General features: G+C 60.9%; 12 protein-coding genes. 9 read left to right on the top strand and 3 right to left on the bottom strand.

Annotated elements, in window-relative coordinates; genetic code table 11:
• The 4 genes from IAG25_RS08670 to IAG25_RS08655 form a co-directional block, all read left to right on the top strand.
• On the top strand, positions 1-1,069 hold a 1,069-nt coding region (locus tag IAG25_RS08670), incomplete at its 5' end, for a DUF2345 domain-containing protein (RefSeq protein ID WP_187604470.1).
• On the top strand, positions 1,062-3,101 hold the full coding sequence (locus IAG25_RS08665; protein WP_187604469.1) for a phospholipase D-like domain-containing protein: 2,040 nt from the start codon (positions 1,062-1,064) through the stop codon (positions 3,099-3,101). The genes IAG25_RS08670 and IAG25_RS08665, both read left to right, overlap by 8 nt.
• A gap of 74 nt (positions 3,102-3,175) precedes the next feature.
• A complete protein-coding gene (locus IAG25_RS08660; RefSeq protein WP_309243927.1) occupies positions 3,176-4,414 on the top strand; it encodes an SEL1-like repeat protein in 1,239 nt (412 codons plus the stop codon).
• 413 nt (positions 4,415-4,827) lie between these two features.
• Complete coding sequence (locus IAG25_RS08655) at positions 4,828-5,022, top strand: hypothetical protein (RefSeq protein ID WP_035505105.1); 195 nt, start codon at positions 4,828-4,830, stop codon at positions 5,020-5,022.
• A gap of 26 nt (positions 5,023-5,048) precedes the next feature.
• Here the strand turns inward: IAG25_RS08655 and IAG25_RS08650 are convergent, their stop codons facing one another.
• Positions 5,049-5,687: a glutathione S-transferase family protein gene (locus tag IAG25_RS08650; protein ID WP_187604468.1), complete on the bottom strand. Its 639-nt coding sequence runs from the start codon at positions 5,685-5,687 to the stop codon at positions 5,049-5,051.
• A 187-nt stretch (positions 5,688-5,874) separates the two neighbouring features.
• On the opposite strand from IAG25_RS08650, the gene IAG25_RS08645 reads away from it, so the two are divergent.
• The gene (locus IAG25_RS08645) at positions 5,875-6,783 is read left to right on the top strand and encodes a LysR family transcriptional regulator (RefSeq protein ID WP_187604467.1); all 909 of its coding nucleotides are present in this window, start codon (positions 5,875-5,877) and stop codon (positions 6,781-6,783) included.
• Positions 6,784-6,788: 5 nt separating this feature from the next.
• On the opposite strand, the gene IAG25_RS08640 is transcribed toward IAG25_RS08645, so the two are convergent.
• Both IAG25_RS08640 and IAG25_RS08635 read right to left on the bottom strand, forming a co-directional pair.
• On the bottom strand, positions 6,789-10,013 hold the full coding sequence (locus tag IAG25_RS08640) for an efflux RND transporter permease subunit (RefSeq protein ID WP_222946410.1): 3,225 nt from the start codon (positions 10,011-10,013) through the stop codon (positions 6,789-6,791).
• A 199-nt stretch (positions 10,014-10,212) separates the two neighbouring features.
• Entirely contained in the window at positions 10,213-11,040 is an 828-nt protein-coding gene (locus IAG25_RS08635; protein WP_187604466.1) for a MetQ/NlpA family ABC transporter substrate-binding protein, read from the bottom strand.
• Positions 11,041-11,234: 194 nt separating this feature from the next.
• On the opposite strand from IAG25_RS08635, the gene IAG25_RS08630 reads away from it, so the two are divergent.
• The 4 genes from IAG25_RS08630 (at position 11,235) to IAG25_RS08615 (ending at position 15,117) form a co-directional block, all read left to right on the top strand.
• Positions 11,235-12,239 (top strand): sulfonate ABC transporter substrate-binding protein, encoded by a 1,005-nt coding sequence (locus IAG25_RS08630; RefSeq protein WP_187604529.1) that lies wholly within the window; start codon positions 11,235-11,237, stop codon positions 12,237-12,239.
• A 156-nt stretch (positions 12,240-12,395) separates the two neighbouring features.
• Entirely contained in the window at positions 12,396-13,544 is a 1,149-nt protein-coding gene (gene ssuD, locus IAG25_RS08625; protein ID WP_187604465.1) for an FMNH2-dependent alkanesulfonate monooxygenase, read from the top strand.
• The gene (ssuC, locus tag IAG25_RS08620; protein WP_187604464.1) at positions 13,541-14,323 is read left to right on the top strand and encodes an aliphatic sulfonate ABC transporter permease SsuC; all 783 of its coding nucleotides are present in this window, start codon (positions 13,541-13,543) and stop codon (positions 14,321-14,323) included. The genes ssuD and ssuC overlap by 4 nt, the downstream gene beginning before the upstream one ends.
• On the top strand, positions 14,320-15,117 hold the full coding sequence (locus IAG25_RS08615; RefSeq protein WP_187604463.1) for an ATP-binding cassette domain-containing protein: 798 nt from the start codon (positions 14,320-14,322) through the stop codon (positions 15,115-15,117). The genes ssuC and IAG25_RS08615 overlap by 4 nt, the downstream gene beginning before the upstream one ends.
• The last annotated feature ends 23 nt before the right edge of the window (positions 15,118-15,140 follow it).

Below are 15,140 nucleotides of genomic sequence, written 5' to 3'. Positions count from 1 at the left end.
ATTGCGCTCGGACGAGCATGTGGCGGTGCGCGCAGCGAAGGGCGTGTTCATCTCCGCCGATGCTCAGTTTGCAGCGAACGGCAAGCAACTCGACATGCAGCCTGCTCAAGGTCTGCTCGAACAAGCGTATCAGCAGATGCAGTCGCTCTCCGAAGCGGCCAAGGCAGCTCAGGCGATCGCAGCGGATTATGAGAAGCAGAAGCAGTTTCTTGACGAGACTCTGACCCAACTGAAGAAGGCGGGCGTGCTGGTCAGCGCTCCAGATGGAGTCGGTCTCGTGTCGGGCTCGCACATGCAGTTCAGCGCGAACCAGAACCTCATCGCGACAGCGGGCGGTAGCGCCGACATTGGCGTGCTTAGGCGATTCACCGTTGCGGCGGGCGATGCGATTTCGATGTTCTCGCAGCGAATGGGAATGAAACTGTTTGCAAAGGGGAAAGTGGAGATCCAATCGCAGAACGACGAGATGGCACTGTCAGCGCTTAAGGACGTGACGATCTCCAGCGTAAACGGTCGTCTCGTGCTTACGGCGGCGAAGGAAGTCTGGATTGGCGCAGGCGGGTCATACATCAAGATCAACGCTAACCGGATCGAGAACGGCACGCCGGGGGACATCCTGGAGAAATGCGCTGCGTGGAGCAAGGCTGGTGCTGCATCGGCCGAGATCAGTTCAACTCTACCAACTAGCCTGCCTGGTCAGCTTCTGACGATCAATTTGGCTGCGTCACCCGCGTCCAAAGCATTCATTCCCGTTGGAATGCCCTACAGGCTTTTCGCAGACGGCAGGGGCGTCGGCGAAGGGGTGGTGAGCGAAAACGGTCAAATCTCTATTAATCATATGGCCACGACGAAGGAGTACCGATTGGAGCTAGCCAATGGCGTAGCTTATTCAGTGCCAATCGCGGAAGAGTATCGGGGAGATATTCAGAACGGGCAACTTGCGAATCAAGGCTTTCACTTTCATGAAGGATTGGGTCAGTCTGAAGAGGACGCCATCGACAGGGCTGTGCATCGCAAGCGTTACCACGAACTATTGAACGCCAACGACCCGGGGGAAGTTAATGCCTAACAGTAACCCCATCGTAACGCCGATCGCGCTTTCGAGTACCAGCAATGCGACCATCACGCTGCCGTGGTTCGTGCAGAAGACGGAATACGATCCAGCTGATGCGACATATCGTCAGTTGGTAAATGGCGAGGAAGCTTTCGGAGCTGTGTATGACGCAATACTTCAAGCGAAGAAGACCATCGATATAATCTGTTGGGGATTCCAACCATCGATGTATTTCAAGAGAGGAGATCAGAGCGCGGGATACCTGACCATTGGGACGCTGTTATGTAAGAGGGGTGAAGAAGGAGTGAAGGTGAGACTTCTTTGTTGGATGGATATCTCTCACTTAGCGGAGATATCCGAGAACAATATGCCCGGCAACACCTTGGCAACCGACGCGCAACAATATCTGCCTGACGCAGTGGTTAAGCGAATTCCTGTAGTCTCATCGATGTTTTCCCATCCTTACGAAACAGTCGATCAGATCGATTTCGATAGAGAGTGGTATCGTCGTGCGAACAAAAACAACGTAACCAAATCGCTGCTTCTTCCGTTGGTATCTAAATCTGCCATAGATGACTTGCTCACGGGTCCAATTCCGGGTTGGGTCGAAACCATGCTTGGAAAAGGAAGCTTCAAGAATATCGATTTGGCGACGCGGGGGTTCGACGTCACTGAGCGTGCGGAGATTGCTTTTAGAACCGCATTGTTCGGCAAGGATCAGCAGCGAAGTGCGAGTGGCAAAGCGATGAATGGCGGGGTGATGGGCGCTTTTGCCACGCATCATCAAAAGATGGTCCTGGTTGATTATGAAGACCCTGAAAATTCCGTGGGCTTCGTGATGGGACACAACATGCTTGACGCCTATTGGGATAAGGACAATCACAGTTGTATTCGTCAGGCGCCCGCAGTCGGTAGGAATGGCTTGCATCCAAGGCATGACATCTCTAGTCGCGTTAGCGGTCCGATTCTAAAGTCCCTCAACGACAACTTCTGCGAGGCGTGGGATGATGCGACGGGCGAGTATCTTAGTTGGTCGAGAAGAAAGTTTGCAAAGCAACTCCGCCGACGTACCGATCTCGGCGACTATTCGGCGGTTCGTGCTCAGATTCTTCGGACACAGTCTCAGTACGGAAAGCGGGATATTGAAAAGGTCTATTTGCAAGCCGCAAATAACGTTTCCAAATTTATCTACATCGAGAATCAGTACTTCCGCTTTGTACCGTTTGCTGAAAAGGTGAAGGCAGCGGTCGCAGCTCAAATAAAGCAAGGACGCAGTCCGGATAACCCGATCTATCTATTCGTAATCACGAATTCGAACGATGAGGGAATCGGACCTGGAACGGTTAACACATATCGAATGTTGGATGCGTTAGGTTGTTCGGATCAGATTCCAACTGTGGCCGGGTTAGAGCGCGAAGATGCTAGACAGGCCGAACTGCGGAAGCAGGCATCACAGGCAGATTTTGAAGCGACGATGGCCGAGGCAGGAGTAGCCCATGCAACGCAATTGCCAGGGTCCGCGGTGTCGGCCGCAAAAGAAAGAGCCAAGGCGGCTCGCGGACGCGCTGCGCAAATTCGGAAAACAATGAAGGAGAAACCTGGACCGGTTCTGCCAGTGCCAATTCCGGGTCTCAAGATGCACATCTGCACGCTTGTTGCGCCGGATTCTCCCCAAGGGGCATGGGACTATGTTTACATCCACGCGAAGCTGATGATTGTGGACGACGTATTCACAACGCAGGGATCGGCTAATCTGAATACGCGTAGCATGGAGGGAGACAGTGAACTAAATATTTGCCACGAAAGTGCGGAAGTTTCGAAGCCTCTGCGGAAAAGGCTATGGGCGCTACACACGAAGGTGCGGCAGTTGGGCCGATCCGTTAAACAAGAACTTGATGGAGCTCAAGAGGACGTGGGAAAGGCATTTAGGGCTTGGGCAAAGCTGTTGGAACTCAATGATACTTATATGAAGCTGGGGCAAAGCACTCCTTTGACGTCGATTGTTAGATTCATGCGACTTTCGGCAGACCGACAGGATAGTGATTGATGATGTGTCGAAAGTTCCTTATTTTTGCGGCTTCGACGATTGTACTAATCAGTGCATGTGAGAAGGAGAATCCGGTGACAGCATCGGTACCAGACCTAAACGGTGTTCGAGCGAATCTTGCGTTCAGCTGTGAGCATGAGGCGACTCGTCTACCGCGTCTCGATGTCCAAGCGGAGCACTTGTTCGCATATGGTCGCTATCTGAACAGGAAGGATGGGGACAAAGATTTTAATGAGATAGCGCGCTACTACCGAATTGCGGCGGCTTATGGTCACTATAAGGCCAATCACAGCCTACAGTTGATAGTGTCACAAGGGTTTGCGGAATCTCCGGACAGTGTCGGCGAGGTGCTTGGCCTAGCCGAGCAGCTCGTTCAGCAGGGCGTGCCCGGTGGCTATTATGATATTGGTCACTATCTTGAAATTGGCTACGGTTTCAAGCGGGATACCGAGATGTCTCTACGTTACTTCCGTAAGGCGGCGGACTTAGGCAGTCCGGAAGGACAATACTATGTTGCAGAGGTGCTATCACCTCACGACAGAGCCCCCGATATCGCGAAACAGATGTACGCGTGCGCCGCTGATCAAGGACACGACAGAGCGGCGCTGTCACTTGGACTACTGCTTCAATTGGGCGAGAAGCAATATGCAAAGGCCGTTCAATTCTTTCAGCGCGGCGTAGAGGCCGGTAACAGCATGTCAGCTTCAATGCTTGCTATGGGATTCGACGGTGCGTCCCCGGACGGTACGGTAGGTGATCTCGCGCTTCAAAATGATCCAGAGCGCGCTCGACGTTATCGGGCGATTGAAGACTTCCTCGATGCTCGCGAGAGCCGAAATCCAAAGATACCGGACATTGAAAGGATCGTTCCATTGCCTCCGGAAAAATTGCCCCCTTGGGATGGGACCTTCGCGTGGCAGAAGCAAGAAGATAGGGCTATCGCGCCGCAGAGGCCCTCCGAAGAAGTCATCCGGCGAATGGCGAAGGATCGTAACCTTGATCCGGCTACCGGGCTTCCTAATCCGCCCGAAAAAAAGGGCGATGCCGCCGGGAGGGTACCGCTCGGCGCGACCCTGCGCGCATTTGAACATTGTCCGGAGACCGGCGTTTGGAAGGCCTTTCCACCAACGGGTTATGTTTCCACGAACGCCGATCGTTTTTTCCGCAAGGGTGACAAGTTTCCTCTCATTGATGTCAAGGAGCCGCGCAAGATGGCGGTTCTCGATAGCCTATTGGGGGCGCGTCGGATAACGGTAGATGGAGACTGGCGTTTGATCTCCTACGGAGACAACGAAACGGGATCGTCGGGCTGAGAGCGGCGTTCGCTTGGCTTGAAGGAGGCATGTGGATGCTCCCGCTCATCTCATCATCGATGGTGATGAAGAAATGAGGGACGAACGCGTGTCCGTCGCACGCCACGGCAATCGCGCGATGTGCGCCGCCATTTGATCTCCAGTCTCCTTTGAGCCTCGCGGACGCCTGTTGCATTGCCTGCGGCTGAATCGCCAGGGCTTCGCACGCGCACACCAGCTTTCAAACTCCCAATATCCGGGACGACCCGAATTGCCGCGAACAACGACCCCGCCCTATTATCAAATCCCGCTGCTTTTCGCGGCCAGAGGTACCCCCGGGTCATGTGTCCTGAAGCGCGCGCTGAAATCATGCACGCCCCTGCCTTCAACCGACGCCGACCTACATCAGTTATTCGAACGATCGGGAGACAGGTATGCTCAGCGCACACGAATTTGCAACCCTCATGCTAGTCAAGGACGCCGCCGACCAGATCGGCGACCGGCACGAACTCGACACGCTTCTCGAACGCCAGCTCATCGCGATGGAACAACTCGTGAGCGGCGCCCGCCTGCCTCGCATCACGGAAGACGGCGACCTGCTGCTGCGTGCGGTGCGGCGTCTTCATTGAATCGACCGGCGGGCTCGCCTCCACATTTACGCTGCCAGCCGTTCCTTGTGCGCCGCGACGAGTTCCGCCTCGTCGCGTAACGCCTTGCGTACCGAGGCGCGCGTTTCGATGCGCTCGATATACGCCTTCAGGTTCGTCAGATGATCGAGGTTGACGCCCGAGCGTTCGTGCCACATCGTCGCCCACACATACGCATCGGCGACGGTGAACTGCTCGCCCGTGAGATACGCGCGGCCATCGGCGAGACGCGCGTCGAGCTTGCCGTACGCCTTGAGCAGCTTGTTGCTGTGAAACGCGATGCCTTCCGGCGTCATCAGCTTGCGCATGAGCGGGATATGCTTCTGCGCGATCTCGGTCGCGATGAAGGTCAGCAACTGATCCATGCGCGCGCGCTCGATCGTTCCGTGTTTCGGGATCAGTCCGGACTCCGGATGCTGGTCCGCGAGATATGAAGCGATCGTGATCGTCTCCGTCAAGGGTTCAGCTTCGCCGTCGATCTGGAGCGCGGGAACATAGAGCAGATCGTTCACTTCGGCGAAGTCGGACTGATCGGACGTCGTCTTGCCGAATACATCGAAATGCACGAGTTCGGGCGCGAGACCCAGCTCGTTGGCGACGGCTTGCACCGCGAGCGAACAGGTGGCCTGAGCGATAAAGAGTTTCATGGTGTGCCTTGTATCGGTGAAGGAGTGCCGGGAGTGCTTCCCGTTGGAATGAAGTATCGCGGGAATCGTCGCGCCGATAAACGCCGCTGCGGGCGTCGCACAGTCGCTCGCGCGGAGACAATCGGCATGGCGGGCGACGTCCGGGCAACGCTGCTACAGTGCTTTGCACCAACAAAAGGGGCGAGCAATGAGCGAGCGCGTCGATGCACCGATCAACGAAATCGCCGTCTTCGTGGCGGTCGCGCAAACCGGCAGCTTCACGCGCGCCGCGGAAGAAATGGGCAACAGCAAGTCGAATGTGGGCAAGGCCGTGCAGCGGCTGGAAGCGCGGCTCGGCACGCGGCTCTTTCAGCGCACGACGCGCGCCGTGCGGCTCACCGAGGATGGCGAGACCTATCTGCAAGCCGCGCGCGATGCGCTCGACGGACTGCGCGAAGCCGAGCAGCAACTCGCGGCGCGCCGCTCGGAGCCGGCCGGACGCGTAAAGATCGACGTGCCCGCGGGCTTCGGCAGGCTGCTCCTGCCGAGTTTTCTCGAGTTTCGCGCGAAGCATCCGAAGGTGACGCTGGAGCTTGCGTTGACCGATCGCATGTCGGACCCGATCGGCGAGGGATGGGATGTCGTCGTGCGCATCGGCGCGCTGCCCGAGGACAGCGAGCTGACGGTGCGCAAGCTCTGCGATCTGCGCAGCGGCCTATATGCGTCGCCGGAGTATCTCGATCGCAAAGGCACGCCTGAGAGCATCGATCAACTGGGCGATCACGACGCCGTCATCTTCCGCGGTCCGATGGGGCGGCTGCGGTCCTGGTCCTTGCGCGACGGCGCATCGGCGAAAGAGTTCGCGCCGCAGCCGGTGCTCGTGCTCGCGGACGGTCAGGCGCTCGTCGAGGCGGCCGTCGCGGGCTTCGGGATCGCGCAGATTTTCGATCGCGTGGCGCTGCCGCATGTGCGCGCAGGCAGGCTCGTGCACGTGTTGCCCGAAGCCGATGTCGACGGACCGCCCGTGCACGCGATCATTTCGCTCGGCCAGAAGATGGCCGCCAAGACACGCGCGGTCGTCAATCATCTCGCCGAGACCTTGCAGCGCACGGCGTAATTGCGTCAGTCGAGCAACGCGGGTTCTCGCGCTTTCTCTTCGGCCTGCATGCGCGCCACGGGCGAAGCAGCAGGAGTCGACCGGTTGCGCCTGTCGCGCAGCGGCTTCGCGCCGGACAGCTTGCGCAGGATCACATAGAACACGGGCGTGAGCATCAGGCCGAAGAACGTCACGCCCAGCATGCCGAAGAACACGGCGATGCCCATCGCGCGGCGCATTTCCGAGCCTGCGCCCGTCGAGATCACGAGCGGCACGACGCCCATGATGAACGCGATCGACGTCATCAGGATAGGACGCAGGCGCAGCCGCGACGCCTCGATGGCCGCCTGCACGATCGAGCGCCCCTGCATCTCCAGTTCGCGCGCGAACTCGACGATCAGAATCGCGTTCTTCGCCGACAGGCCCACGAGCACCATCAGGCCGATCTGCGTGAAGATGTTGTTGTCGCCGCGCGTGAGCCACACGCCGGCGAGCGCGGACAGAATGCTCATCGGGACGATCAGCAGGATCGCGAGCGGCAGCGTGACGCTTTCGTACATCGCCGCGAGCACGAGGAACACGAGCAGCACGCTGATCGGAAAGACCCAGAACGCGGCATTGCCGGTCAGGATCTGCTGATAGGTGAGATCGGTCCATTCGAAGCGGATGCCGCGTGGAAGCGTTTCCTTCGCGATGCGCTCGACGGCTGCCATCGCCTGACCCGACGAGTAGCCGGGCGCCGGGCCGCCGTTGATATCGGCGGCGAGAAAGCCGTTGTAGCGCACGACCATCTCCGGGCCATACGTCGGCGTGACTTTCACGAGCGACGACAGCGGCACCATCTCGCCGCGCTCGTTGCGTGTCTTCAGTTGCAGGATGCTGTCGGCGTTCGCACGGAAGGGCGCATCGGCCTGAGCGCGCACCTGATAGACGCGGCCGAACTTGTTGAAGTCGTTCACGTAGAGCGAGCCGAGATAGATCTGCATCGTGTCGAACACATCGGTAACGGAGACGCCGAGTTGCTTTGCCTTCTCGCGGTCCAGCTCCACATTCAGTTGCGGCACGTTGATCTGGTAACTGGAGAACGCGGGTCCGAGCTCGGGCGCTTTCGCGGCCGCTGCGAGGAAGGCTTGCGTCGCCTTGTTCAACGCTTCGTAGCCGAGCGCGCCGCGATCCTCGATCTGCAGCTTGAATCCGCCGATGGTCCCGAGTCCCTGAACCGGCGGAGGCGGGAACGTGGCGATGGCCGCATCCTTGATCGCACTGTACTGCGCGTTGAGACCCGCGACGATATCCGCGCCCGTTTCGCCCTTGCCGCGTTCCTTCGAAGGCTTCGCGACCGAAAACACGAGACCGCTGCTCGACGAGTTCATGAGGCCCGTGACGGACAGCCCCGGAAACTCGGGCGTGTGAATGACGCCGGGTTGCTGGCGCGCCATCCGGCCCATGTCGCTCACGACCTTCTCGGTGCGATCGAGCGATGCGCCCGCGGGCAGTTGCAGGATGCTGACGAAATAGTCCTTGTCCTGCGCGGGCACGAATCCTCCGGGCACGATCTTGCCGAAGAGGACCGTGCCGCCGAGCAGCACGGCATAGATCACGCTCATCGCAAGCTTGCGGTTGATGATGCCGCGCACACCGCTGCCATAACGCTCCGAGCCGCGATTGAACACCTTGTTGAAGAGCTTGAAGAACGGTCCGAACACACGATCCATCGCGCGCGTGAGCCAGTCCTTCGGCGCGTGATGATCCTTCAGCAGCAGCGCGGACAACGCGGGCGAGAGCGTGAGCGAATTGAACGCCGATATCACCGTCGAGATGGCGATGGTCATCGCGAACTGCTTGTAGAACTGTCCCGTCAGCCCCGACATGAACGCGAGCGGCACGAACACCGCGACGAGCGTCAACGCGATCGCGATGATCGGCCCGCTCACTTCGCGCATCGCTTCATATGAGGCTTCGAGCGGAGACAGACCGGATGCGATATTGCGCTCGACATTCTCCACGACCACGATCGCATCATCGACGACGATGCCGATCGCGAGCACCATGCCAAACAGCGATAGCGCATTGATGGTGAAGCCGAACGCGAGCATCAGCGAGAACGTACCGACGATCGACACCGGCACGGCAAGCAGCGGAATGAGCGATGCGCGCCATGTCTGCAGAAACACGATCACGACCAGCACGACGAGAATGACCGCTTCGAAGAGCGTATGCACCACGGCGTCGATGCTCTCGCGCACGAACTGCGTCGGGTCATAGACGATCTCGGCCTTCACGCCTTCGGGCATGTCCTTCTGCAACTCGGCGGTGATCTTGCGGATATCGTCGGAGATTTGCAGCGAATTCGCGTTGGGCTGCTGGAAGATGATGATCTGCACCGCCTTCTTCCCGTCCATGCCCGCGCGCAGCGCATATTCCGACGCGCCCAGCTCGACGCGCGCGACATCGCCCAGATGCGTGACGGCGCCATCGGGCGAGGTCTTCAGGATGATGCGGCGAAACTCGTCTTCGGATTTCAGACGCCCCTGCGCGTTCACGCTCAGTTGCAGCGGAACGTGCGCCGTCATCGGCGCGCCGCCGACGATGCCCGCCGCGACCTGCACGTTCTGCTCGCGGATCGCTTTCACGACATCGGTCGCGGTCATATTCTGGCGCGCGACTTTCGTCGGGTCGAGCCACACGCGCATCGAATAGTCGCCCGAGCCCCACAGCACGACTTCACCGACGCCGGGCACCTGCGCGAAGCGGTCCTTGATATTGATGAGCGCATAGTTGCGCAGGTAGGTGAGATCGTAGCGATCGTTTGGCGATACGAGATTCACGCCCATCGTGAGCGTGGGCGATGACTTCACCGTGGTCACGCCGAGCCGCTGCACGTCTTCGGGAAGACGCGGCAACGCCTGCGAGACGCGGTTCTGCACGAGTTGCTGCGCCTTGTCGGGATCCGTGCCGAGCTTGAAGGTGACCGTCGTCGTCATGTTGCCGTCGCTGTTCGCCTGCGACTGCATGTACAGCATGTTCTCGACGCCGTTGATCTGTTCCTCGATCGGAGAAGCAACCGTCTCCGCGATCACCTTCGGATTCGCGCCGGGATACTGCGCGCGCACGACGACCGAAGGCGGCACCACCTCGGGATACTCGGCAGTGGGCAACTTGGTGAGCGCGATGAGTCCCGCGAGCAGAATGACCACCGACAGCACGGCCGCGAAAACGGGCCGGTCGATGAAGAACCGTGAAATGTTCATGATGAGTCTTTTGCCTGATCGGCGAATGCCGCCGCATCGAAATGTCGCAATGAGCGCGAGTATGTCGGCTAGGCGCGGGCGGATAAACGCCCGTCAGGGAGACGCTTTGGAGAACGGCGCGCGACAATCGGGTTGTGCGGCAAACGACTTCAGGCATCGCGGCGGCATTGCGCCGCCGCGTCATCGAGACTTCGGCGATTCAATGCTGGGGCGCGCCCTCCCACGCGGGCAGCGTCGCGCCGTGATAGACGCTCAGAATCGACGAAGCGACATTGGTCTGCTGATAGCTTTCGACCAGAGCCTTGACCCACGGCGCCTGCGCATCCTTCGCATTGACCGCGATGAAGTTGCGATATGCATTGCCCGGCACCTGCTCCTGCGCGATGCGCTCCTGCGGAATCTTGATGCCTGCCTTGATCGCCCAGTCGGTGTTGACGACGGCGGCGTCGAGATCGCCGATCGCACGGCCGACGATGCCCGCATCCAGTTCCTTGATCTGCACGTGCTTAGGGTTGCTGGCGATATCGCGAGCGGTCGGCAGGAGGCCGACGTTCTCGCGCAGCTTGATCACGCCGTTGGCCTGCAACAGCAGAAGCGCGCGCCCTTCGTTGCTCGGGTCGTTCGGCACGCCGATGGCCGCGTTCTGCGGCAGCGCATCGACCGATTTCCATTTGCGCGAATACAGGCCGATCGGCTGCACATAGGTGTAGCCCACGGGCACGATGTCGTAGTGACGGGCCTGGATCTGCGCATCGAGATAGGGCTTGTGCTGGAACGAGTTGGCGTCGAGGTCGTGCTGCGCGAGCGCTTCGTTCGGCTGCGTGTAGTCGGAGAAGGTCGTGACCTTCACCGTGATGCCGTGCTTCGCGGCATTGGCGGCGACGGCGCGCCACACATCTTCGTCCTCGCCGGACATGATGCCGACCCGCACGGTCTGATTCGCCGCGAACGATGGCTGCGCGCTCACGACGCCGCACGCGAGCAGGATCGAGAACAGAGTGGCTTTGAGTGGATGCTTGATCTTCATGATGCACACGCATGCTATTGAGGGAAGCGTGATGCTAGAGGCGCGGCGCGTGCGCGACAAATAACATCGGGCGCTATCGATATGCGTGACGATTGAGATTCGCTGCGAGCGATATCGATATCACGATTTCTCGTTTAGCCGCACAGGCGGGCGTTGATAGCATCCTCGGAGTGGCATCGGTAAAGATGCCTTCGATCAACGAGGAACCCCGCATGTCCGACCGAAAGAACACGCCCTCTCTTCCCGCGCGTCGCCGCACGCTTTTCACGCTCGCCGCGCTCGGTGCGGGGTTGTCGGGCGGACTCGCCGGGCGCATCGCGCAAGCCGCCGACGCGCCGAAGACACTGCGCATCGGCTATCAGAAGTACGGCAACTTCGTCGTGCTCAAGGCGCGCGGATCGCTCGACAAACGCCTGGCAGCACAAGGCATCGCCGTGCAATGGCTCGAATTTCCCGCCGGGCCGCAACTGCTCGAAGGACTCAACGCGGGCGCGGTGGATATCGGCACGGTCGGCGAAACGCCGCCGATCTTCGCGCAGGCGGCGGGCGTCGATTTCGTCTATATCGGACACGAGCCGCCCGCGCCGCGCGCCGAGGCTATCGTCGTGCCGAAGGACTCGAAGCTCCAGTCGGTCGCGGAATTGCGCGGCAAGAAAGTGGCGCTGAACAGAGGATCGAACGTTCATTTTCTGCTCGTCGAGGCGCTCAGAAAATCGAACCTCGCCTGGTCCGATATCCAGCCCGTCTATCTCGCGCCCGCCGATGCGCGCGCCGCCTTCGTGCAGGGCAGCATCGACGCATGGGCGATCTGGGACCCGTATCTCGCCGCCGCCGAGAAGCAGGCCAGCGCCCGTCAGCTCACCGACGCGAGCGGGCTCGTGCGCAACGTGCAGTACTACCTCGCGACGCGCAAGATCGCCACGGCGCAGCCGCAGCTCGTGCATACGGTGCTCGAAGAGCTCGATCAGGTCGATCGCTGGGCGCGCGAGAACGTGCCGGCCGTGGCCGCGCAACTGTCGCCGCTCGTCGGGCTCGATACCGACATCCTCGAAACCGCGCTCAGGCGCACGTCGTACGGCGTGCAGCCGATCGAGCCGGCGACGCTCGCGTACCAGCAGCAGATCGCCGATACCTTCACCGGGCTCAAGCTGATTCCGAAGAAACTCGACGTGACCGAGGCGCGTTGGAACGTCGCCTGAGCGCGTTCCGGGCGTTAGCACGATCACGCATATCCTTCGCGCGAATCGATGGTTCGGCTGCGCGCGGCGCGTCGTTAGACTCGTCGGAGCGCCGCTGCCATCGTGCGCGGCAAGCACTCATTCAACACACGACGAACAGACGAGGCAGATTCCGCGATGAATGTTTTCTGGTTCATTCCCACTCACGGTGACAGCCGCTATCTCGGCACCTCGCAAGGCGCGCGCGCCGCGAATTACGACTACTTCCGCCAGATCGCGGTCGCCGCCGATACGCTCGGCTATGAAGGCGTGCTCTTGCCCACGGGCCGTTCCTGCGAGGACGCATGGGTGGTTGCGTCGAGCCTCATTCCGGCGACGAAGCGCCTGAAGTTTCTCGTCGCGATCCGTCCGGGACTGAGCTCGCCGGGATTATCGGCGCGCATGGCATCGACATTCGACCGGCTCTCGAACGGGCGTCTGCTCATCAATGTCGTGACGGGCGGCGATCCGAACGAGCTCGCCGGCGACGGCGTCTTCCACGATCACGACACGCGCTACGAAATAGCCGACGAATTCCTCACCATCTGGCGCGGCCTGCTCGAACAGTCGCACGACAACGGCAGCTTCGATTTCGACGGCAAGCATCTGCAATCGCAGGGCGGCAAGGTGCTGTATCCGCCGGTGCAGAAGCAGCATCCGCCGCTGTGGTTCGGCGGCTCGTCAGCGGCGGCGCATGACATCGCGGCGAAGCACATCGACACGTATCTGACGTGGGGCGAGCCGCCCGAGGACGTCGGGAAGAAACTGGCCGACATCCGCCGCCGCGCCGCCGACGAAGGGCGCTCGATCAAGTTCGGCATTCGTCTGCATGTGATCGTGCGCGAGACCGAGCAGGAAGCATGGGCGGACGCCGACAAGCTCATCAGCAAGCTCGACGACGACACCATTCGCCGCGCGCAGGCGCAGTTCGCGAAGATGGATTCGGAAGGCCAGCGCCGCATGGCCGCGCTGCACGGCGGCAACCGCGACAAGCTGGAGGTGTATCCGCATCTGTGGGCAGGCGTCGGGCTTGTGCGCGGCGGCGCGGGCACCGCGCTCGTCGGCAATCCGGAGCAGGTCGCCGGCCTCATGAAGCAATATGCGGAACTGGGCATCGATACCTTCATTCTCTCGGGCTATCCGCATCTGGAAGAGTCGTATCGCTTCGCCGAACTCGTGTTTCCGCTCTTGCCGCGCAAGCAGCGCGAGCAGGCGAGCGGACCGCTGTCGGGGCCGTTCGGCGAAGTCATCGGCACGTCGGAGCTGCCGAAGGTATCGGCATCATGACGCTCAATGCCATCGCTCGCCGCGCGTTGCCGTGGCTCGTGCCGGTGCTGATCCTGATCGCATGGGAAAGCGCCGCGCGCACCGGCGGGCTTTCATCGCGCGTGCTGCCCGAACCGCTCGCGGTGGTGAAGGCGGCGTGGACGCTGATCGAGTCCGGCGATCTGTGGGCCAACGTCAAGGTCAGCGCGGGCCGCGCGCTCGCGGGCTTCGCGATGGGCGGCGGCATCGGCTTCGTGCTCGGGCTGGCGACGGGACTTTTCAAGCCCGCCGAAGTCGCGCTCGACTCGACCGTGCAGATGATCCGCAACATCCCCGCGCTCGCGATGATTCCGCTGCTGATCCTGTGGTTCGGCATCGGCGAGGAAGCCAAGCTCGTGCTGGTCGCGCTGGGCGTGTTCTTTCCGGTCTACGTCAATACGTATCACGGCATTCGTTCGGTCGATCGCGATCTGATCGAGATGGCGAAGAGCTATGGTCTGTCCGGCTTCGCGTTGTATCGGCATGTGATTTTGCCGGGCGCGTTGCCTTCGATTCTCGTCGGCGTGCGCTTCGCGTTCGGCCTGATGTGGGTGATGCTGATCGTCGCCGAGACGATCTCCGCGCAATCGGGCATCGGCTACATGACGATGAACGCCCGCGAATTCCTGCAAACCGATGTCGTGGTGGTCGGCATCCTGCTCTACGCGCTGCTCGGCAAGTTCGCCGACATGGCCGCGCGCGCGATCGAACGCGCGACGCTGCGCTGGCATCCGGCCTATCAAACGAAGGCGCAATCATGAATCTGATCGATATCGATACGCTTACGCCCGTATTCAGGCGCGCCGAAACGCAACCGCATGCGCGCGCGCCGTTCGCGGGCCGCGATCTCGCCGTCTCGCTGCGCGGCGTGGACAAGCGCTTCGGCGAGCGCAAGGTGCTGGAACAACTGGATTTCTCGATCGAGCGCGGCAGCTTCGTGTCGATCGTCGGACGAAGCGGCTGCGGCAAGTCGACCTTGCTGCGGCTCGTCGCCGGTCTCGATCAGCCGACGGGCGGCGTCGTGCAGCGCAACGCACCGGCGAGCGCAAGCGAGCTGCAGGTGCGCATCATGTTTCAGGACGCGCGCCTCTTGCCGTGGAAGAGCGTGCTCGACAACGTGATGATCGGATTGCCGCACAGCAAGCGCGACGACGCCCGCGCGACGCTCGCCGAAGTGGGCCTCGCCGAGCGCGAGAAGGACTGGCCGTCGCGGCTGTCGGGCGGGCAGCGTCAGCGTGTGGCGCTCGCGCGTGCGCTGGTGCATCGGCCTGATCTGCTGCTGCTCGACGAGCCGCTCGGCGCGCTCGATGCGTTGACGCGCATCGAGATGCAAGGGCTGATCGAGCGGCTATGGCGCGAACACAAGTTCACCGCGTTGCTCGTCACGCACGACGTGCAGGAAGCGGTGTCGCTCGGCGATCGCATCGTGCTGATCGATGCGGGGCGCATCACGCTCGATACCGCGGTCTCGTTGCAAAGACCGCGCACGCGCACCGCGCCGGGTTTCGCCGAACTCGAAGAGCAAGTGCTTTCGCGCGTGCTTCAACGCGCCTGATTGTGCGGCTGTGCGGCTGTTCG

Origin of the sequence: Caballeronia sp. EK, from assembly GCF_014384845.1 — a bacterium.
GTDB lineage: Bacteria > Pseudomonadota > Gammaproteobacteria > Burkholderiales > Burkholderiaceae > Caballeronia > Caballeronia jiangsuensis.
This window is presented reverse-complemented; position numbering and strand designations above follow the sequence as displayed.